Source organism: Streptomyces sp. NPDC006326 (assembly GCF_040612915.1).
Lineage (GTDB): Bacteria > Actinomycetota > Actinomycetes > Streptomycetales > Streptomycetaceae > Streptomyces.
The window spans coordinates 23,704-43,096 of sequence record NZ_JBEXRC010000003.1 but is presented as its reverse complement, the minus strand read 5'-3'; the positions used below and the strand labels follow the sequence as shown (position 1 = coordinate 43,096).

General features: G+C 69.5%; 18 protein-coding genes. 11 read left to right on the top strand and 7 right to left on the bottom strand.

Annotated elements, in window-relative coordinates:
* The first annotated feature begins 554 nt into the window (after window positions 1-554).
* On the top strand, window positions 555-1,367 hold the full coding sequence (locus ABZ128_RS03285; RefSeq protein WP_356845764.1) for a methyltransferase domain-containing protein: 813 nt from the start codon (window positions 555-557) through the stop codon (window positions 1,365-1,367).
* A gap of 83 nt (window positions 1,368-1,450) precedes the next feature.
* Here the strand turns inward: ABZ128_RS03285 and ABZ128_RS03280 are convergent, their stop codons facing one another.
* From ABZ128_RS03280 to ABZ128_RS03260, 5 genes are all read right to left on the bottom strand, one after another.
* Entirely contained in the window at window positions 1,451-2,290 is an 840-nt protein-coding gene (locus ABZ128_RS03280; protein WP_356845763.1) for an aminoglycoside phosphotransferase, read from the bottom strand.
* 14 nt (window positions 2,291-2,304) lie between these two features.
* Window positions 2,305-3,069, bottom strand: coding sequence for an aldo/keto reductase (locus tag ABZ128_RS03275; RefSeq protein ID WP_356845762.1), 765 nt, complete (start codon window positions 3,067-3,069; stop codon window positions 2,305-2,307).
* Window positions 3,033-4,256, bottom strand: coding sequence for a cupin domain-containing protein (locus ABZ128_RS03270; RefSeq protein WP_356845761.1), 1,224 nt, complete (start codon window positions 4,254-4,256; stop codon window positions 3,033-3,035). Before ABZ128_RS03270 ends, ABZ128_RS03275 begins: the two co-directional genes overlap by 37 nt.
* Window positions 4,257-4,346: 90 nt before the next feature.
* Window positions 4,347-4,514, bottom strand: a complete 168-nt coding sequence (locus ABZ128_RS03265) for a hypothetical protein (protein WP_356845760.1) — start codon at window positions 4,512-4,514, stop codon at window positions 4,347-4,349.
* A gap of 313 nt (window positions 4,515-4,827) precedes the next feature.
* A complete protein-coding gene (locus tag ABZ128_RS03260; RefSeq protein ID WP_356845759.1) occupies window positions 4,828-5,715 on the bottom strand; it encodes a DUF5655 domain-containing protein in 888 nt (295 codons plus the stop codon).
* Between the two features lie 873 nt (window positions 5,716-6,588).
* Between ABZ128_RS03260 and ABZ128_RS03255 the strand changes: the two genes are divergently transcribed.
* The 5 genes from ABZ128_RS03255 (at window position 6,589) to ABZ128_RS03235 (ending at window position 11,183) form a co-directional block, all read left to right on the top strand.
* Window positions 6,589-7,665, top strand: coding sequence for a hypothetical protein (locus ABZ128_RS03255; RefSeq protein ID WP_356845758.1), 1,077 nt, complete (start codon window positions 6,589-6,591; stop codon window positions 7,663-7,665).
* Between the two features lie 53 nt (window positions 7,666-7,718).
* Window positions 7,719-8,810: a hypothetical protein gene (locus ABZ128_RS03250; protein WP_356845757.1), complete on the top strand. Its 1,092-nt coding sequence runs from the start codon at window positions 7,719-7,721 to the stop codon at window positions 8,808-8,810.
* 322 nt (window positions 8,811-9,132) lie between these two features.
* Entirely contained in the window at window positions 9,133-9,804 is a 672-nt protein-coding gene (locus tag ABZ128_RS03245) for a pyridoxal 5'-phosphate synthase (RefSeq protein WP_356845756.1), read from the top strand.
* A gap of 117 nt (window positions 9,805-9,921) precedes the next feature.
* Window positions 9,922-10,704, top strand: a complete 783-nt coding sequence (locus ABZ128_RS03240) for a methyltransferase domain-containing protein (protein WP_356845755.1) — start codon at window positions 9,922-9,924, stop codon at window positions 10,702-10,704.
* A gap of 83 nt (window positions 10,705-10,787) precedes the next feature.
* Complete coding sequence (locus tag ABZ128_RS03235; protein ID WP_356845754.1) at window positions 10,788-11,183, top strand: helix-turn-helix transcriptional regulator; 396 nt, start codon at window positions 10,788-10,790, stop codon at window positions 11,181-11,183.
* A 4-nt stretch (window positions 11,184-11,187) separates the two neighbouring features.
* Here ABZ128_RS03235 and ABZ128_RS03230 read toward each other — a convergent pair whose 3' ends face one another.
* Complete coding sequence (locus tag ABZ128_RS03230) at window positions 11,188-12,687, bottom strand: helix-turn-helix domain-containing protein (protein ID WP_356845753.1); 1,500 nt, start codon at window positions 12,685-12,687, stop codon at window positions 11,188-11,190.
* 326 nt (window positions 12,688-13,013) lie between these two features.
* On the opposite strand from ABZ128_RS03230, the gene ABZ128_RS03225 reads away from it, so the two are divergent.
* From ABZ128_RS03225 to ABZ128_RS03205, 5 genes are all read left to right on the top strand, one after another.
* Complete coding sequence (locus ABZ128_RS03225; protein WP_356845752.1) at window positions 13,014-13,544, top strand: molybdopterin-dependent oxidoreductase; 531 nt, start codon at window positions 13,014-13,016, stop codon at window positions 13,542-13,544.
* Between the two features lie 115 nt (window positions 13,545-13,659).
* Entirely contained in the window at window positions 13,660-14,055 is a 396-nt protein-coding gene (locus ABZ128_RS03220; protein WP_356845751.1) for a helix-turn-helix transcriptional regulator, read from the top strand.
* 105 nt (window positions 14,056-14,160) lie between these two features.
* Complete coding sequence (gene modA / locus ABZ128_RS03215; protein WP_356845750.1) at window positions 14,161-14,967, top strand: molybdate ABC transporter substrate-binding protein; 807 nt, start codon at window positions 14,161-14,163, stop codon at window positions 14,965-14,967.
* A 226-nt stretch (window positions 14,968-15,193) separates the two neighbouring features.
* Window positions 15,194-16,018, top strand: a complete 825-nt coding sequence (locus ABZ128_RS03210; RefSeq protein WP_356845749.1) for an FAD binding domain-containing protein — start codon at window positions 15,194-15,196, stop codon at window positions 16,016-16,018.
* Complete coding sequence (locus tag ABZ128_RS03205; RefSeq protein WP_356845748.1) at window positions 16,015-18,813, top strand: molybdopterin-dependent oxidoreductase; 2,799 nt, start codon at window positions 16,015-16,017, stop codon at window positions 18,811-18,813. The genes ABZ128_RS03210 and ABZ128_RS03205 overlap by 4 nt, the downstream gene beginning before the upstream one ends.
* Before the next feature lie 21 nt (window positions 18,814-18,834).
* On the opposite strand, the gene ABZ128_RS03200 is transcribed toward ABZ128_RS03205, so the two are convergent.
* Window positions 18,835-19,254 carry a TOBE domain-containing protein gene (locus ABZ128_RS03200; protein ID WP_356845747.1) on the bottom strand — a complete coding sequence of 140 codons (420 nt, stop codon included), beginning with the start codon at window positions 19,252-19,254 and terminating at the stop codon, window positions 18,835-18,837.
* Window positions 19,255-19,393 lie beyond the last annotated feature (139 nt).

Below are 19,393 nucleotides of genomic sequence, written 5' to 3'. Positions count from 1 at the left end.
CTGCTGGCAGTGTCATCTCGCGTGAACGCAGCCGTATGCACAGCCCGGGCAGCGCTCACCCAACTGCCATGACCTTTTGCCCATTTGCCGGAATAGGCCGCTTACCTGCAAAATCCCGTGGGGATCTCGCCGGAGTTGCGTGAGCTGCGGGGCTCACGCCCGGGAGAACAGGTCCTCGGCGATCCGGTGCCGGCCGTCGACAGGTGGCCCAGGACTCCGGGGCACCTCCCGGCCCTCGGCGAGCCACTGCCGCTCAAGGGCGTCGTAGACCGGGGTGTCCGACCCGATCCAGGGCGCCGAGGGCAGCCCCGCGCATCGGTACCCTGGAGGCGAAACGGTTTTCTGCTCCATGCCCGGGTCCAACGAATCCGGGCCCTCGACGTGGCGGCGCGTGACCGTTCCGTCATGAGCCGAGGTGCGAAAGACGGCCCAGCCGCGGGCGGGGCAGCAGGGCCGGCTCACCGGTGCCGGAGCTGCCGAAATTCAAAGTGATCACTCCGCCATGGCCCCTATCCTTCCGGGCACCATCAACCCCGCAGGACGAGGATTCCAAGATGACGAGCAACCCTGCCGTCCGCCAGGAGATCATCGACTTCTACACCCACTCCGACGAGGCCGCGCGACTGCACACCACTGCCACGGGCACCCTGGAACTGGAACGCACCCGCGAGTTACTCCGCCGCCACCTTCCGCCCGCTCCGGCCCGCGTGTTGGACGTCGGTGGCGGTCCCGGCACCCACGCCCACTGGCTCGCCGCAGACGGATACACCGTGCACATCGTGGATCCCGTGCCCAAGCACGTCAGCCAAGCTGACGCTCTCGACGGAGTGACATCCGAGCTGGGCGACGCCCGCCGTCTCACCGCCGCAGCCGGCACCTACGACGCGGTACTGCTCCTTGGCCCCCTTTACCACCTCCACGACAAGGGCGATCGGCTCTCCGCCCTGACCGAAGCCGCCCGCGTGGTCCGGCCAGGAGGTCTCGTCGCCGCGGCTGCGATCTCGCGATATTCGCCTCTCCTCGACTACATCGCCACCACCGGCATCACCGAGCCCGCCGTCCAGGACGGAGTCCGGGACACACTTGCCAAGGGCCGCTATGCCGGACAGCGAGGCTTCACCGTCGCCTACTTTCAGACCTCAGAGGAGCTTCGCGAGGAAGTCACCGAGGCGGGCTTCGCGGACCCGACCCTGTATGGCGTTGAAGGACCGGGCTGGGTGGCGGTCAAAGCCATCGAGAAGTACGCCGACACCAATCTTCTGGGCAAGCCGATGTACGACGCTGCCCTCGCCGCAGCACGCCTTGCGGAACCGCACGATGCGCTCATCGACGCCTCTGCCCATATCCTGGCAATTACCCACACTTGACCGGTCTCGACAAGGAACAAATGACGACCGGAACCATCAGGGGCCGAGCAATTCGGGCCCCGTAGTCATGTTCCGCTCTGCGCTCAGGCGAGCGAGCTGAGCAACTCCATGGACGCAGCCCTTGCGGGGGCGGTGATCGGTGTCTCCTTTCCCGAACGGCGGTGGGCGCGCTCGACGTTAGCGCACAGCATTAGGCGAGACAGGTGCCCGGCCCGGGTATCCAGGACGTCTGCGAACTCGGCCAGCACTCGCTTTGCAAGCGCTGGCACAGTCAGGGAAGCGGACCACAGGCACGCGGCGTCATAGCCAGCCGGTGCGCTTCCCCAGCTCTCCCAGTCCAGCAACATGAACGTCGGTGCGGTGACGTTGGCCCATCCAACGTCACCGTGAGCGCAGGCCCATTCCGGGACTGTCGTGTCGACCTCATCACCGTAGGCGTCACGGATGCGGGCCGACAGGTGTTCCTGCCGAACGCACACCCGATCGGTGGTGTGGCCGGCCAGCGCGGACATGGCGTGACTGAGTTCCGCCCACCAGCTCGCTGGGAGGTCGGGGTTATGGTCGACGGTGCCGACTGGGGAGACGGCTGTTGCGGTGGCGCAGCTCATCTCGTCCACGCGCCACACCACGCCACGGCCGGGGTCGTACCACTGGGAGCCGGCGTACCACTCCGGGCGAGGCACGCCCTGGATGGCAACGGACGCCTCGATCCCGGTCCAGGCCGCAGAGCTGAGCTGTTCTGGCCGGCACCAGGCAAGGCGGACCCAGGTACCGGTGTTGGTGGGGAATCCGGCGGTGCCGTTGAACCGGCTGTAGTGGCCGTGGTCGCGATCCAGGACCCGACCAGTGCGCTTCTCGGCCTCGGCAAGGATGTCGTCATGGGGCACGGTCTGTAGGTCATGCATGGTGGGGGTGGACGGCATGCTGTTCTCCTTCCTTACCGTTCAGCCCTGGCGCGCAGCAGCTTCCGGTACTCGTCGACGGCGCCGGCGCTGGCCGTGTAACGGACGGCGGCGGCGAGTTCGTCGAGGTGTTGCGGGCTTGAGGTGCCCACGGCGATCCGGGAGACGGCAGGCAGGGCGAACGCAGCGGCGAGTCCGGCCTGGATCCGCGACGCATGCTGTCGGGGTTCGAGGAACATGCTGGGATCGACTTTCGACCAGATCGGATCGTTCGGGTTGCCCGCAAAGGGTGCCATACCCCACCGGTCGCCCGCCCCCAGTTCAGCCGTGAACAGCTCGGCCGCGTCCAGGACCTCGCCGCGTACGGTGAGCCCGGCACGCACCATGACCGCGTCCGGCACCACCGGGACCGACGGCGCGGCGGCGAGAAGCGGAATGGGGTTCCAGGTAGCGATCCCCCAGGCACGGCAGAGGCCGGCCTCCCGGCAGGAAGCCAGCTCTTCGCAGGCCGCCACCAACCGGGTTGGGTCGTGCTCGGGGTTGTGAAGGAACACCGTGTCCGGCGTGCGGCCGAGTTCGACCGCCGTCTGCTCGACGGCCGCCCGCAGCCGCGTCGGCTCGAGGGAGTGCCCGCCGGGGAAGTAGCCGACCTTCGTCGATACTTCGAACCGGTCGAGGAGTTCTCGGGCGGTTTTGGCGAGGACGCGGTGGCTGGCATAGCGGTCATAGTTGAAGGCGGTGTCGAGGGCGGTGACCCCGGCTGTCAGGGCGTGTTCGAGGAGCGCGCGGGTCGGAGCCACCCGGTAAAGCCCGAGGACAATTCGTCGGTCAGCTCCGCGCACAGGCCCTCCCTGATCAGGATGTCGGCGAGTTCTTGGCTGTCGATGCCGGTTTCGATGCTCACCTTCTCGATGTCGGCAGGCTCCCCTGACAGCATCAGCCGCACCGCGGGCTCGGCCTTCGCGTGCAGGGTGATGGTCTTACCGGAGGCGGTGATGCGGACTTGCTCGTCATCGGTCTCGATGAGCGGGGCAAAGTCGGTAACACAGACCAGACCGGTCGCCGCGCCGAAGAGGCCGACGGTCTGCACGTGTCGGGCGGCGGGGCGTTCGCGCTCACGGGCGGCCAGGAACGCTGAGGGTGGGAAGTCCTCGCCCAGCTTGCTCAGGGCGGCGGCGAGGTTGCCCTCTTGGAGCTGCTGGTCGCCGGGGCTGCCCCATCGGTCGAGGTCGGCGCGGAACACCTCGTCGCGGCGGCATTGGTCGGTCAGCCACGTCAGCCAGTTCACGCCGGTGCGCTTGACGAACCCGAAGGTCAGGTGCAGGGAGAAACCGTCGCCTTGGTCGGTGCGGGTGGCTTGGTGCCAGTGGCCGCGCGGGATGTGCATGACGTCGCCAGCGCGGAGGGTGCCCTGCCAGATCGAGGTCTCGGGCGGAGTGTTGTTCGGGGCGGCGTCCCGGTACATGGGGACCGGCCGCGAGGTGCCGCGCACGTCCCAGGACTTCTCGCCGGCGACTTGGACGATGACCACGTCGTGGTCGTCCCAGTGGAGGGCGAACCCTGCGGCGTCCTGCGTGGTCAGGTAGGCGTTGACCTGGACGAGCTCGCGGGACCACCACTGGAGGGCGCGGCAGGCGACTTCGAGGCTTGGGTCGAAGAAGTCGAGCTCGTCGAGGACGAGGGTGGCGCCTTCCTGCATGAGCGCGGAAAGGCGGGTCATGTTCGTGAAGCGGATGCCCTGGCCGCGGCGGGTGACGATGTCGGTGAAGTACTCGCCGGGGTGGAGCTCGCGTCCGTTCTGGAAGGCGCGGAACTGGGGGTGGGACAGACCGCGCCGCATGACAGTGTCCAAGAGGCGGGTCGGGCTCATCAACCGGGCCGGAAGCCCAGGGTCAGCGAGGTGGCCTCGGGCAAACTCCCTGCCCATGGGGGCGGGTCCGGTCCAGCCGAGGGCGGTTTCGAGGGCTTCGACGAGCTGGTGGTGCACGGCGTCCTCCGGAGGCTTCGGGTGCGGGCCGGGCCCACCCTGGAGAGGGGGCGGGCCCGGGCTGCAGAGCGGCTCGTACGGGGGCAGCGGTTACGCCTCGGGGTGGTTCAGGCCGTCGCGGTTCTCTCCGTCATCGCCGGCCGAGGTGCCGGTGGGATCGGATTCCTGGGTGTCGAAGCGGTCCTGCACACGAGCAAGGTGCTCGATCGCGATGAGCAGTGGAGAAGTTCCGGTCTCTTCGGGCTGACGCTTAGCCATGGTCGTCTTCGCTCGCTTCCTGCCGAAGTGGGCTGGATGTGCTCGGAAGTATGGAACCCTGCCTGCTCGAACGTCTGTACGCAAGATGCGAACGAGCCCCATCCAGGTGTTACCGAGCAGGTGTCCCAGCCAGTGGCTGGGCGATACATAGCGCAGGGTCCCCGGTTTCCGAAACCGGGGATCCTGCCGAAGATGGACTGCACCACCGCCACGTCCTACCCGTCCACCGAAAGAAGCCCGCCAAGAGCCAGCACCGCGTCCCGACGCGACCAGCCGTGACTCTCCAGGGCGTCGCCGCCCCGGCTACACCGGCCTAGGCTGCGGCGTAGGACAACCGGAACAGTTCCACTGCCCGCTCCACGTCCCTCTCCGAGCGCAGCTGGACCTCAAGATCGCCGGTGCCGTGATGCCCAAGCCCTCTTACGTCCCTGGTGAATCCTGGTACGAGGTCGACGGCCTCCGGGGCCGCCTTGAGGTAGACGAGCAGCTTGTCCTGCCGCGACGTCACACAGGCGAAGTTGCGTAGGCGCTGGTACGCGTCGTACTGCTTGCGCTCGACCTTCGTCACGTCGGCACCCAGGGCCAGCAGCGCTTCGTCAACCGCTGCGGCCAGCTCCACCATCGCCCCCGCCGGATTCGGCCGCGATGCCGCAGCGCCGGCGTTCCCGCGGCGCATGCGCAGGGCAGCTTTGGGCTGCGCCGCGACGGAAGCGACCGTCTCCAGCGCGATGAGGCCCTTTCCGTAGAGGCGGTAGCGCACGAGGTCGATCGACCGGCGGTGCTCCCTGACGGCGTGGAGGTCGTAGCGGGTGTAGTCCCCCGCGACACAGATCAGCCTGGGCGCCTTCCACATCACCTGGGCGGCAGCCGCAGAGCCCAGGCGCTCGCGCACCAGGGCATGGAACTCCTGCCGGTGGTCGACCAGCCAAGCCATGTAGAACAGGCCCTGCGAAAGGACACCGGGGTCGGTAGCCCTCTTGTACTCGACGATCACGGGCGAGCCGTTCTCGTCCAGCCCGAGCGAGTCGATGCGCCCTCCGTGCACGGGGCCGGTGCTGTATTCGCTCGCCAGGAACCGCACTCCGAGCATGGCCTCCATCGCGCCTTCGACGAGGGCCTGCACCTCTGCCTCTTCATCGGCCAATCGCGGCACAACCTCCGTGACGCCGCCCTTCGTGCTGAACAACCTCAGCGTCGACACCCCCCATCGTCGACATCCCCCAACGCGAGCGGCTTCGGGACTATTTCCGAAGGTGAGCGATCCCCTTGGCCGACTACGGAGCGTCAACGGGAGCTAGGGGCGCCTGCCGCGCCGACCCACACACGAAAAGCCGCCGTCCCCACCAGGCTCTGCACCCGGCGGGAAGGCGGCTTTTCACGTGTGACGCCCCGTCAGTAGAGGAGCGGATCGTGCGTCGCGCGTGCGTCAGACGTGCGTCACGTGCGTCAGACGTGCGTCAAGATATCGCCCGTAACGCACGTAGTGCACATAATGCACACTCGACGAAAGTGCAGGTCAGACACCCTTTGCCGTGGGTTCAAGGACGGCCAGCACTCAACATGGTGGGTCACAAGAAATTGATCCAGCCTCCGCGGCTGGCCGATCCTCTCCCCCGCCGCCACGCTCCTCATCGCCGCAGTGTTCCACCTGCGCTGAGCCGGGCGGCCGCCCCTCCGACATCGAGGACGTCGGAAGCCCGCGCCGAAGGTGCGCTCCGCGCCGCCCCGGAGACGAGGCCCGAACGGAGCTTCTTCGGATACCCGGAAGTCACTTCACGACTTGCGCATCTGCCAGATGAGATTCCAACTGCACCTGGTAGATGCAGGGACGACTGACTGTTAGAGTCCGCATGCGCTGCTCGGCACCGGGTAGCAAAATGGCCGGTACGACCCCACCCTGCACTGCCCCTGAGCGGCGTACATCCGCAAGGCAGGCCGCCGTTGTGATGCCGCGGCAGTTCCGCACCAGCAAGGTCCGTGCCCCTTCCGGATACCGCCTCGTCCCGCGCTATCCAGTTTCCACGTACAGCGCTCGCCGCTCGTCACTTATCGCCCGTCAGATGGGGAGATCCACATGAACATACGACGTCTGCGCGGTTTCGCCGCCGGCAGGACGCTGGTCCTCGGGGCTGTACTGGCCCTGGCAGTGCCCGGATCCGCCTACGCCAACACCGTGAGCGAGACCGTGAAGACTCCCGGGGCCACCAGCGGACCGACCTCCGCCAACTCGGAGATCTCGACGCACGCGGACTGTTCCGCGGGACTCGTCTCCGGCGGCGGGATCAACCAGGCCATCGGCACCGGCGCGTCGGTGAACGGCAACCACGTCAACGGGACCGCGCCCAGCTCCAACGGCACCAGCGAGTACACCGGCTCCACCGGCGTCGTCGGCACCGACGTCACGCACTGGCTGGGCATCGGCGGAAGCGGTGGCCAGGTCAACGCCTCCTTTTCCACCACCCCCTACGCCGTGTGCTTCACCAGCAACCTGGTCAACCACACCCAGGTGGTCATGAACAAGGCCACCACCCCCACCACCGCGGCCACGGTGGGCCTCGTCGTGGCGACCTGCCCGGCCAACACGCGCCTGCTCGGCGGCGGTGCACGGACTACCCCGGGCAACACGGGCAGCCTCAAGACGATCGCGAGCTTCCCCACGTTCAACAACTCCGCGCACGACTACGGCCAGAAGGCTGCGGCCGACGGAGAGACCAACCCCGACTCCTGGGCCGCCGTCGGCTGGGACTCCGGCGCCAACAGCGGCAACACCACCTACGCCTACGCGATCTGCAGCGGCAGCGGCATCAACGTCAGCGGCGCCACGGTGACCGTCCGCCACAGCGAGGTCAGCGGCCCGACCACGGGAAGCGCCGGTCAGGCCGCGACCGTGGGCTGCGGCGGCAACGACGGGAAGCTCGTCAGCGGGGGCGCCGCCATCAGCGGCGGCAGCGTGACCACCACCGACTTCACCGGACCCGGATCCGGTGGCGACCACCTCAACGGAAGCTTCCCCAGCACCTCCGGCGGCACCGCCGTCAGCGACGGGACCACCACGGCGGCGTACTGGACGGCCTCCGCCCACACCGGAGGACAGTCTTCCCCCGGCACCTCCACCGACGCCTGGGTCCTGTGCGCCAACGACGGCGTCTGAGGCGACGGCTCAGGACCACCAGCCACGCACGAGGAATCAAGGGAAAGAATCCGATGAGCACGAACCTCCGGCGGAGCTCCGCCACGGCCCAGGCCCTGATCGCGGCCGGCCTGCTGGCCGTGGCAGTGCCGGGCACCGCGTACGCCAAGACCGTCGACTTCACCGTCAGCACCCCCGGGGCCACCATGGGCCCCGCCACCCCCTTCACCGGGGTCTCCTCGCACGCGGACTGCCCCGACGGCCTCGTGTCCGGCGGCGGAGTCGACCAGGGCATCGGCAACGACGAGATGTCCAACGGCAACCACGTGATGGGCATCGCGCCCAGCGCAGACGGCACCACGGAGTACGTCGACACGCCCGGGATCGTCGGCACCGACGTCACGCACTGGCTGGCGTTCGGCGGAAGCGGGAGCCGCAGCAGCGAGTCCTTCTCCACCACCCCCTACGCCCTGTGCATGAACAGCAACCTGATCAAGCACACCCAGGTGGTCATGAACAAGATCACCGGACCCACCAGCGGGCTGTCGCACCGCCTCGTGACGGCGACCTGCCCGGCCGGCACGGCCCTGATCGGGGGCGGCGCCCGCACCACCCCGGCCAGCGTCGGCAGCCTCAAGCCGATAGCGAGCTTCCCCACCTTCAACGACGCCGCCCACCACTTCGGCCAGATCGCGGCGGGCGACGGCGGGCGCAACCCCGACTCCTGGACGGCGGTCGGCGGGATCGGCGGCGGACGCGGCGAGAACAACATGACGTACGCCTACGCGATCTGCAGCGGAGACGGCACCAGCCTCAAGCACGTGGCCACGACGGTCCGCTTCACCGAGGTGAGCGGCCCGAACACGGCCTCCACAGGGCAGAAGGCGACGGTCGGCTGCTCCCGCGAGGACGGCCAGCTGGTCAGCGGGGGCGCCGCCATCAGCGGAGGCAACGTCACCACGACCGACTTCTCGAAGGCGACTTCGGGCGGCCCCCACCTGAACGGCAGCTACCCCAGCGACGCCGCCGGCGCCCCGGTCGGCGACGGGAGCGCCGACCCGGCGTACTGGACCGCCTCCACGCACAGCGGCGGTTCGCCCTCCCAGGGCAGCTACTCCGACGTCTGGGCGCTCTGCCTAGACGTGCGACAGGGGCACGGTAAGTAGGGGCGGCGCGAGAGCCGCGATCGGACGCTGGGCGGGATGATCGGCCTGTGCGGTGCGGAGTTCCGTCTGCCGCTGCTGATCAGCCTCGTCGGGATCGCGGCTCTCTCGATGGCCCCCTGAACCAGACGATGAGCCGGCCAGCGGCGAGCCTCTTCGTCCTGGCTCGCGAGCGCAGGCTCGGACGCATTGTCGTTAGCCCCAACTACAGCATCGGTATGTGCCAGGACTTCTGGCGATTTCTCTAAGCATTTGCGAGATGGTTGTCGCAAATCGCTTGCAGATGCAGTATGAGCATGTTGGATTCCTGTGGAGGTGGCGGCTGATGGGCGACCGAGATGACGGCAGCTCTGTTCGCGGGTGGCTGCGGGACATCGAGGTGTTCGCCGGGCCGCTTCCGGAGTTCGTCCCGGAGCAGGCCCCGGCCGACCCCGTCGGGCTCTTCATGTCCTGGCTGTCCGACGCCGTTGCGGACGGGCTCCGAGACCCGCACGCGATGGTCCTGTCCACGGTCGACGAGGCCGGTGACCCCGACGCGCGGGTGTTGATCCTCAAGGGGGTCGACTCCTCGGGCTGGGAATTCGCTGGCCATGCGTTCAGCCCCAAAGGGCGCCAGCTGGCCGTCCACCCGCGGGCGGCACTTACCTTCTACTGGCCCGAGCACGGCCGGCAGGTGCGGCTGCGCGGCCCCGTGACACCCGGGTCCGCCAGGGACAACGCCACCGATTTCCTCGGCCGCTCGGCCTCCGCGCGCGCCGAGTCCCTGCTCGCCCGACAGAGCCAGTACCTCGCGGACCCCTCCGTACGGGACCAAGCCCTGCGGAAGTCACTCGCCCTGGTCGAGCGGGAGCCCTCGCTCGTCGACTCCGCCTGGACCCGCTACTCCCTCACACCGGTCGAGGTGGAGTTCTGGCAAGCCCGCAAGAGCCGCGTCCACACCCGGCTGCGGTACGAACGTGCCGACGACGGCTGGGAAAGGTTCCAACTCTGGTCCTGAGTCCCCGGGGTCGTGCGCATCGCATGACCCTACCCACGCCCTGCCCCCGCGCCGGCACAACCGGTCGGCACGCAGGTGCCCTCCCCCTGTTCCTGCTCACGAGGCGAGGAAACCCGCATGACCGCACCCGCTCGGACTCAGGACGGCAGCGCCGGCGACGTCGACTACAGCGCCGCCGGCTCCGCCCACTCCGCCTACCGCCGTCCCGACGAGCGCATCGCCCGTTTGATCGCCGAGGCTCTGGGCAACGCCCGGACCGTACTGAACGTCGGCGCCGGCGCCGGATCGTACGAAAGCGTGGCACGAGGGGTCACAGCGGTCGGGCCTTCGGAGTCCATCCGTGCCCCGCGAACCGCGAGGCTCCCCACAGCGATCGACGCCGCCGCCGAACACCTGCCTTTCGCCGAGGGGGAGTTCGAAGCCGCGATGACGCTGTTCGCCGTGCACCAGTGGTCCGGTGTGCAGGCCGCCCTCCGCGAGATGCGGCGGGTCACGCGGGGTCCGGTGGTCATCCTGACCTGCGACCCGACCCGCGTTCGCGACTTCTGGCTCTACCGGTACGCCCCCGAGGTCCTCGACGCCGAGGCACGCCGCTACCCCACCGTCGAGCAGCTCGCCTCCGCACTCGGCGGTACGGGTTCCGTCCAGAGCGTGCCGATCCCGCTCGACTGCACAGACGGCTTCAACGAGGCCTATTACGGCCGGCCGGAGATGCTTCTCGACCCGGCGGCCCGGCAGGCGTGCTCGGCCTGGAGCTTCGTCGACGACGGCGTGCGCGAGCGCTTCGACGAAAGCCTGCGCCGCGACCTCGAAACCGGTGCCTGGGATGAAGAGTTCGGCCACCTTCGCTGTCAGGCGGCATACGAAGGATCGCTCGTGATCGTTCGTGCCACGCCCTGATGGAGGCATCCGGTCGAGGGCACCGACGGTGCCCTTCCGATCAGCAGCAATCGCGCCCACCCGTCACCACGTAGAGTGCGGGCATGCCCTCCTACAGCATCGCCCAGGCGGCGCGTCTGCTCGGAGTCAGCCCCGAGACCGTCCGGCGCTGGGCAGACAACGGGCGGTTGGCCGTGGAGCGGAACGGTGCGGGCCATCGCGTGATCGACGGGGTCGCGCTCGCCGCGTTCGTCCGCAAACGGGCCACCGAGGCCGAGGGACGGGAGTCGGAGGTCGCTACGTCGGTGCGCAATGCCCTGACGGGGATCGTGACCGCCGTGCGGACCGATGACGTGATCGCACAGGTGGAGATCCAGGCAGGACCGCACCGCGTGGTGTCGATGGTGTCCCGAGAGGCCGTCGACCAGTTACGGCTGGCACCCGGGATCACCGTCACGGCTCGGATGAAGTCGACACAGGTACACATCGACTTGCCGTAAAACGTCAACGGCACAGCAACGCCGCACGGAGGTCGAGGCGATGGTCGAGACGGGAGAGGTCCAGGCCCGTGAGGACCTCGATGCGCTGGACGCGGTAGTGCACCGTGTTGACGTGCAGGTGGAGGGATTCGCTCGTACGCGCCCAGGAGCCGTTGTGGGCGAGGAACGTCTCCAGCGTTTCCCGCAGCATGGCGGCTGAGGCGCCTTCCTCCGTGGCAAGGGGGCCCAGTATCCGCGCGCTGAAGGCCCTGCGCACTTCGGAGGGAAGCCCGGTGAGGAGTTTGGAGAGGGTGGTGAAACTGTCGGCGTCAGTCACCTCCGAGCGGTCCGGGGACGCGCTCCTGGCCGAGTCCAGCGCGTAGCGGGCCTCGCGCAGAGCCCCTTCGAGGCCGTCGGGCGCGGCGGCCGGGGAACTGATGCCTGCATGCAGGAGCGTGGTCGGATCGCAGGCATGGAGCAGCGGCCACACCGACTCCAGTGTGCTGCGGGGAGACGGCCCCGGCACGACGGCCGCGGCGCCGTCGTGGACTGCGGCGATGACGTGGGCGGATCCCTGGTGGGCGAGGGCCTCGGCCAGTGCGGCGGCGGCTCGTCGCGCATCACCGGTGCTCGTGCCGGCGGTAACGACGTGGTACGGGCCTTCGTCCGGGAGGCCGCTGGAACGCAGCAGCTCCGCGACGGCGAGAGGATCGGCTTGGGAGGTACCGAGCAGCTCGATCAGCTCGGCGGACCGCTCTTCCGTTGGGTTCGTGTGCGCGCGCTCGCGGCACTCCGCCAGCACGCCTGCGAGTTCGTAGAGGACGCGCAGGGGTACGTCGGTCGCGTCCATCAGGTTGAGGTACCAACGATCGTAAGGGGATGCCTCGCCTTCGACCGGGACGGTCACGCCGACTCCGCTCCTGATGTGCTCGGCCGCTTGACGGGGCGTCAGGACCGGCGCCCCCGGCGTACGCGCAACGACGCGGCCGGTAGCACTGAGGACACTGCACGCCGCCGGTCCCAGGCGCGTGAAGGCAGCGCTGAGGACCTCCGCCGGTCCGGCTCCGTCCGTGAGCAGCCGCTGCAGACAGGTACGCGCGGCGGCGGGGAGGGCGTGGTGAGCGGTGGGGCGCCGGCTGAGCTGGCCCCACTGCCTGAGGTAGAAGGCGTCCGTGATGGTGCGGAAGCTGACCTCCGCCGGGACGGCGATGAGCGGGATCTGGTGTTTCACGCAGGCCATGAGGACGTCGTCGGGCACGGACCCGTGCGTCTCCTCCCCCGCCAGCAGGGCGGCCGTGCCTGCGCCTTTGAGCGAGGAGACGAACTGGTCCGCTTTTCGACTGCCTCTGTCGGCCGTCCACCAGACGAGCCCGCTGAGCACGATCTCCCCCGGCTGGAGGAAGCGCACCGGGTCCTCGAGGTCCGTAGCGGTGAGACCACTGATCTCCCGCCGCAGCAGCGGGTCCTCGGCCCACAGCAGCCTCAACCCGAGGTCCTCGTCCTGGAGGAGTTGTTCGACGTGCACGTTCCTGCCCCCTTGCGTAACAGCGGACACAACGGTTCGCCGACCCGCATTCACTAGGTCGAAGCGAGCTTTCACATCGTAAATGCCAGGCTCGTGACCGAAAATACCTCTTGGGTGATTCTCCAGATCGCGGGGTGTCGCGGTCGGAGGTTCCGCCGTCGCGACTCACTATCCGAGCACAACCCCATGCCGCACATGCTCACTGATTCGCCGGATCAGCTTGCGCATGCGAGACCAGCATCGAATTTTCCTCGGAAGTGAGATTCCAAGCCCCGCCGCGTGGGCATGACGGGAAGGCACCCGCTCACCGGCACTGGAGGCAAACCATGCACGGGACCAACACTCCGCAGCCGGCCCGCGGGACCACGATCGCGCCCCCTGCCGCTCCGGCGCTGCTCATCACCGGCGAGGTGCGCCGACCCACCGCACTCAGCGTCGAGCACCTTCGGACCCGATGGCCCCAGCACCAGGCAGACGTGGCGTTCGACTGCGCGACCAACGGACCGCAGCGGCACAGCTTCGAAGGTCCGCTGCTCCGCGAGGTCGTCTCCGCGGCCGAGCCGGCGTTCGACCCGCGCCGGCGCAAGGACCGCTCGCGCTTCCTGGTCACCGCCGAAGGCGGCGACGGCCATCGCAGCGTGCTCGCCTGGGCGGAAGTCGACGAGGACTTCGGTGACGCACCCGTCCTCCTGGCCACCCGCATGGACGGGCACGACCTCAGCGCCGAGGGCAGTCAGCTCGTCGTACCGACGGACCGCTGCGGAGCCCGGTACGTCAGCGCCCTCACCTGCCTCCGGATCGGCGCCTGGCCGCTCCCGACGGAGGCGCGCCCCGCAGACTCCCGGCACGTCGATTGACCGGACGGGTCGATTCGGTCGGCCGACGGAGCATTCGCCAATCACCTCGCATCTGCCACGTACAAAAGGCCCAAGGAATTGCACGCGAGCCCATGAGAGCTCTAGCGTGGCGCACATGCAGTCCTACACAATCGGCCAGGCGGCACGACTGCTCGGCGTCAGCCCCGACACCACACGCCGTTGGGCAGACGCAGGCCGGGTCCTGACCCACCGGGACGAAACCGGCCGTCGCCTCATCGAAGGCCGCGACCTGGCGGCGTTCGCCGTCGAGGTCGCCCAGAGCGGTCAGGTGGACGAGGGCATCTCGTACACCACCGCCCGCAACGCCTTCCCCGGCATTGTCACCGCCATCAAACTCGGCGACGTCGCGGCGCAGGTCGAGATCCAGGCCGGTCCGCACCGACTTGTGTCCCTGCTGACCCGTGAAGCCGTCGAGGAGCTGAGGCTCGAAGTGGGCATGCAGGCCACCGCCCGCGTGAAGTCCACCAGCGTGCACATCGACCGCACCTGAGCACTCCCCACACACTTCCGTGCGGCGCCGGCCTGCCCGGCCGCCGCCCGTTCCCCTGCCCGCGCACGCCCGGCTCGCGCGTCCTTCACCCAGGAGTCCACCCCCATGTCCCTTCCCCCTTCCCGGCGCCGCGCCGCGACCGCCATCCTCACCGCGTCACTGCTGCTCCCGCTCGCCGCCTGCGGCAACGACGACGGCAAGAAGGACGCCGGGCCGGCCGCGGGCGCTTCCGCGTCCACGGCCCCCGAGGCCAAGCTCACCGTGCTGGCCGCCGCGTCCTTGACCGACGTCTTCAAGACGGCCGGCGCCGCCTACGAGAAGTCCCACCCCGGCACCAAGATCACCTTCTCCTTCGCCGGCTCCCAGGAACTGGTCGCCCAGGTCAAGCAAGGCGCCCCGGCCGACGCACTCGTCACCGCGGACACCAAGAGCATGGACAGCGTCAAAGACCAGACCGGCACCCCGGCCGTCATCGCCAAGAACCGCCTCGTGATCGCGACCACCGAAGGCAACCCCAAGAAGGTCGACGAGTTGAAGGACCTCGCCGACCCTGACCTGAAGGTCGTCCTCGCCGCTCCTGAGGTGCCCGCGGGCAAGTACAGCAAGAAGATCCTCGACGACCAGAAGATCACCGTGAAGCCGGTCTCCCAGGAGCCGAACGTGCGCGCCGTGCTCAGCAAGGTCGAGCTCGGCGAGGCCGATGCGGGACTGGTCTACAAGACCGACGCCGACAGCGCGCCCGACAAGGTCGACGCCGTCGACATCCCCGACGCGCAGAACGCCGTCGCCTCGTACCCGGCCGCCAGCCTGAAGGAGTCCAAGAACGCTGAGGCCGCCGCCGCGTTCGTGGCCTGGCTCTCCGGCCCGGAGGCACAGAAGATCCTCGCGGACGCCGGCTTCCAGAAGCCGTAACCCCGACCGGCCCTGCTGGGGGCTGTCCGGAACTCCGACGGAGACCGGGCAGCCTCCTTCCGTTTTAGGCGCGCGCCGCCGAGCGTCAGCGATCCGGAGCCCACTGGTCGATCGACCAGGAGGAGGCCGGCGGCTTCGGTGATTTCCGTGTGCGGCTCCAGTCGTTTCCGGCCACCCCAGCGACTTCACTGAAGAGCAGAAGAAGGTCGCGAACGGGTGGTAAGTCATGGATCTCAACACAGTGCTGGACGTGCGTGACGCGCGTCGACATGAGCCGTGGCGGCCGGGTGACGCCTGGCTCGGCGGCGGTACGTACCTATTCTCCGAGCCACAGCCGCACATCCGGCGACTGGTGGATCTCAGCCGCATGGGCTGGGAGCCGCTGGCCCGGCTGTCCGACGGCTCGCTGGAGATCGCCGCCACCTGTACGGTGGCGCAGCTGTCCCGGTACGGGCGAACCATGCCCGACCCCGCGGGGCCGCTGTTCGAGCAGTGCTGCCGGGCCTTCCTGGCCTCGTTCAAGATCTGGAACATGGCGACCGTCGGCGGGAACCTCTGCAACGCCCTGCCGGCCGGCCCGTTGATCTCGTTGACCGCGGCGCTGGATGGGGTGTGCCTGCTCCAGTCGCAGGACGGCGCCACCCGCCGGGTCAAGGTGGCCGATTTCGTCACCGGCGCGGGGCGCAAGGACCTCGGTGACGGGGAGCTGCTGCGCTCGGTGACCCTGCCCGCGTCGGCCCTTGCCTGCCGTACGGCCTTCCGCCAGGCCTCCCTCTACGGATTGGGGCGCTCCGGCGCGCTGGTCATCGGCACGGTCGACCCGCGGGACGGCTCCCTCGCGATCACCATCACCGCGGCCACGACCCGCCCGTTCCGTCTCTGGTTCCCGCTTCCCCCCGAGCCGGACGGCCTGGCGCGGGCCATCCGCGCCGCCGTCGCCGACGACGAGTGGTTCGACGACATCCACGGACTGCCCGAGTGGCGCAGGCACATGGCGCTGCGCTTCGCGCAGGAGATCCGCCGCGAACTGACCCAGGACGGTACCCGATGAGCTTTCGCACCCATATCAACCGGCAGCCCGCCGACGCCGAACCCCGTGCGGGCCAGTGCCTGCGCACTTACCTGCGCGAGCGGGGCTGGTTCGGGGTGAAGAAGGGCTGCGACGCCGGCGACTGCGGCGCCTGCACGGTGCACGTGGACGGCGAGCCCGTGCACAGCTGCCTCTACCCGGCCTTCCGCGCCGAAGGCCGCAACGTGACCACCGTCGAGGGCCTGGCCCGCCCGGACGGGGAACTCCACCCCGTCCAGCAGAAGTTCCTCGACGCCCAGGGCTTCCAGTGCGGCTTCTGCACCGCCGGGTTCCTCATGACCACCGCCGCCCTGGAGGCCGAACGCGGCACCGAGCACGACGACGGCAAGCTCGACGACCTGCCCCGCGCCTTCAAGGGCAACATCTGCCGGTGCACCGGCTACCGGGCCGTCGAGGACGCCGTCCGGGGCGTCCGGCACACCGAACGGCCCTGCGCGGGCGGGGCGGTGGGCCGCAGCCTCGGCGCCCCGGCCGGCCCGCAGGTCGTCACGGGCACCGCCCGCTACACCTTCGACGTCGACGTCCCCGGGCTGCTGCACATGAAGTTGCTGCGCTCCCCGCACCCGCACGCCCGGATCGTGTCCATCGACACGGCCGACGCCCTGCGCGTGCCCGGCGTGCACGCCGTCCTCACCCACGAGGACACGCCCGCCACCCTGTACTCCACCGCCCGCCACGAACACCCCACCGAGGACCCGGACGACACCCGGGTCCTGGACGACGTCGTCCGCTACGTCGGCCAGCGCGTGGCCGCCGTCGTCGCCGACAGCGAGCAGGCCGCCGAGGAGGGCTGCCGGCGCGTGAAGGTCGTCTATCAGGAACTCCCGTACGTCACCGACCCGGAGGAGGCCATGCGGCCGGGCGCCCCCGCCCTGCACGGCGACAAGGCCCCCGAGTCGCGGATCGCCCGCGCCGATCACAACCTGGCCGGCGAGGTGCACGGCGAAGTCGGCTGCGTGGCGGACGGCTTCGCGGAGGCCTCCGTGGTCTACGAGGAGACCTTCCGGACCCAGCGGGTGCAGCACGCGAGCCTGGAGACGCACGGCAGCGTGGCGTACTTCGAGCCGAAGGAGGACGGGACCGGTGAGCGGCTCACCGTACGCTCCTCCACCCAGGCCCCCTTCCTCACCCGCCGGGCGCTGTGCGCGCTGTACGGCCTGCCGGAGGACGAGGTGCGGGTGGTCGCCGGCCGGGTCGGCGGGGGCTTCGGCGGCAAGCAGGAGATGCTGACGGAGGACATCGTCGTCCTGGCTGCGCTGAGGCTGCGCCGTCCGGTCAAGCTGGAGTTCACCCGGGCCGAGCAGTTCTACGGCGCCACCACCCGGCACCCGTTCACCATCGGCATCAAGCTCGGCGCCCGCGCCGACGGCACTCTGACGGCCGTGCAGATGCGCGTCGTGGCGAACACGGGCGCGTACGGCAACCACGGACCGGCGGTGATGTTCCACAGCGTCGGCGAGTCCTTCGCCGTCTACCGCGCCCCGCACAAGAAGGTCGACGCCTACTCCGTCTACACCAACTGCGTCCCGGCCGGCGCCTTCCGCGGCTACGGCCTCGGCCAGGTCACCTTCGCCGTGGAGTCGGCCATGGACGAGCTGGCCCGCCGCCTGGGGATGGACCCGCTGGTCCTGCGCGAGAAGAACATCATCGGCGCGGGCGAGCACATGGTCAGCCCCATCGGCGAGGAGGAGGACCTGCACATCGCCTCCTACGGCCTCGACCAGTGCCTGGGCGTGGTCCGCCGGGCCCTCGCCGAGGACACCAGCTCCGAGGAAATCCCGGAAGGCTGGCTCACCGGCCAGGGGTCCGCCATGGCGATGATCGCGACCGGTCCGCCGGGCGGCCACTACGCCGACGCGCGGGTCTCGCTGCTGGAGGACGGCACGTACGACGTCGCGGTGGGGACCGCGGAGTTCGGCAACGGCACCACGACCGTCCACCAGCAGATCACCGCCGGGGCCCTGAACACCACGCAGGACCGGATCCGTATCCGGCAGTCCGACACCGACGTCGTCCGCCACGACACGGGTGCCTTCGGCTCGGCCGGTACGGTCGTCGCGGGCAAGGCGGTGCTGCTGGCGGCCACGTCCCTGGCCGAGCGGCTGAAGACCCTCGCGGCCCGCCACACCGGCGTGGCCCGGCACCTGTGCACGCTGGGCGCCGAGGCCTTCGACTGCGCAGGCCGCGTGGTGACGCTCAAGGAGCTGTACGAGGCGGCACGCGCCGGTGGCGCCGAGGACGAACTGGCCGCCGACGGCCACTGGGGCGGCTCCCCGCGGTCGGTCGCCTTCAACGCCCAGTGGTTCCGCGTCGCCGTCGACCCCGGCACCGGCGAGATCCGCATCCTGCGCAGCGTCCACGCCGCCGACGCGGGCAAGGTCATGAACCCCATGCAGTGCCGGGGCCAGGTCGAGGGCGGCGTGGCCCAGGCACTCGGAGCCACGCTCTTCGAGAACGTACGCATCGACGCGCGCGGCAAGGTCACCACCGCCGCCTTCCGCAGGTACCGCCTCCCGCAGTACGCCGACGTCCCCCGCACGGAAGTCCACTTCATGGAGACCTCCGACGCCATCGGCCCGCTCGGCGCCAAGTCGATGAGCGAAAGCCCCTTCAACCCGGTCGCCCCGGCCCTCGCCAACGCCCTGCGCGACGCCACCGGGATCCGCTTCACCGAACTGCCGGTGACCCGCGACCGCCTCTGGCTCGCCCTCGACCGCCGCGGCCACACCGCCGGCATCAGCGGCAGGGTGTCGTGACCACGAGAAGGATCAGGTGGATCAGGCCGCGGCGAGCGAGATCTCCGTGGACTTGATCAGCGCGACGACGGACGTCCCGGCGGCCAACCCGAGCGCGTCGACGGCGTCCTTGGTGATGGCGGCGGTCAGCTCACCGCCCTCGACGGCGACCTTGACGGAGCCCATGGCGCCTCCGGTCGCAACCTCGGTGACGGTGCCCGCGATCTGGTTGCGGATCGAGATGTTCTCCACCGGGGCAGTGGCGAGCGCGACTTCGGTGGACTTCACGAGCGCCTTCACCTCGGAGCCCTCGGCGAGACCGAGCTCCTTGACGGCGTCGGCGGTGATCGCAGCGGTGACGTCCTGACCGCCCGCCAGCCGCACCCGCACCGTGGCCATCGCTTCGCCAGTGGTGACGGCGGTGATCGTGCCGGGGATCTGGTTACGGATGCTCAGACTCATGGAAAACGCCTCACAAGGGAAAGGTTCGGAGCCGCAGACCCTGTTGCGGCCTGGGCTTTTCCGACATTACGTCACACTGTTCAGCCCCCTGAGCAGGCGCATCGCATTCACCAGCCGAGTAGGCCGTTTCGGGTCGTGG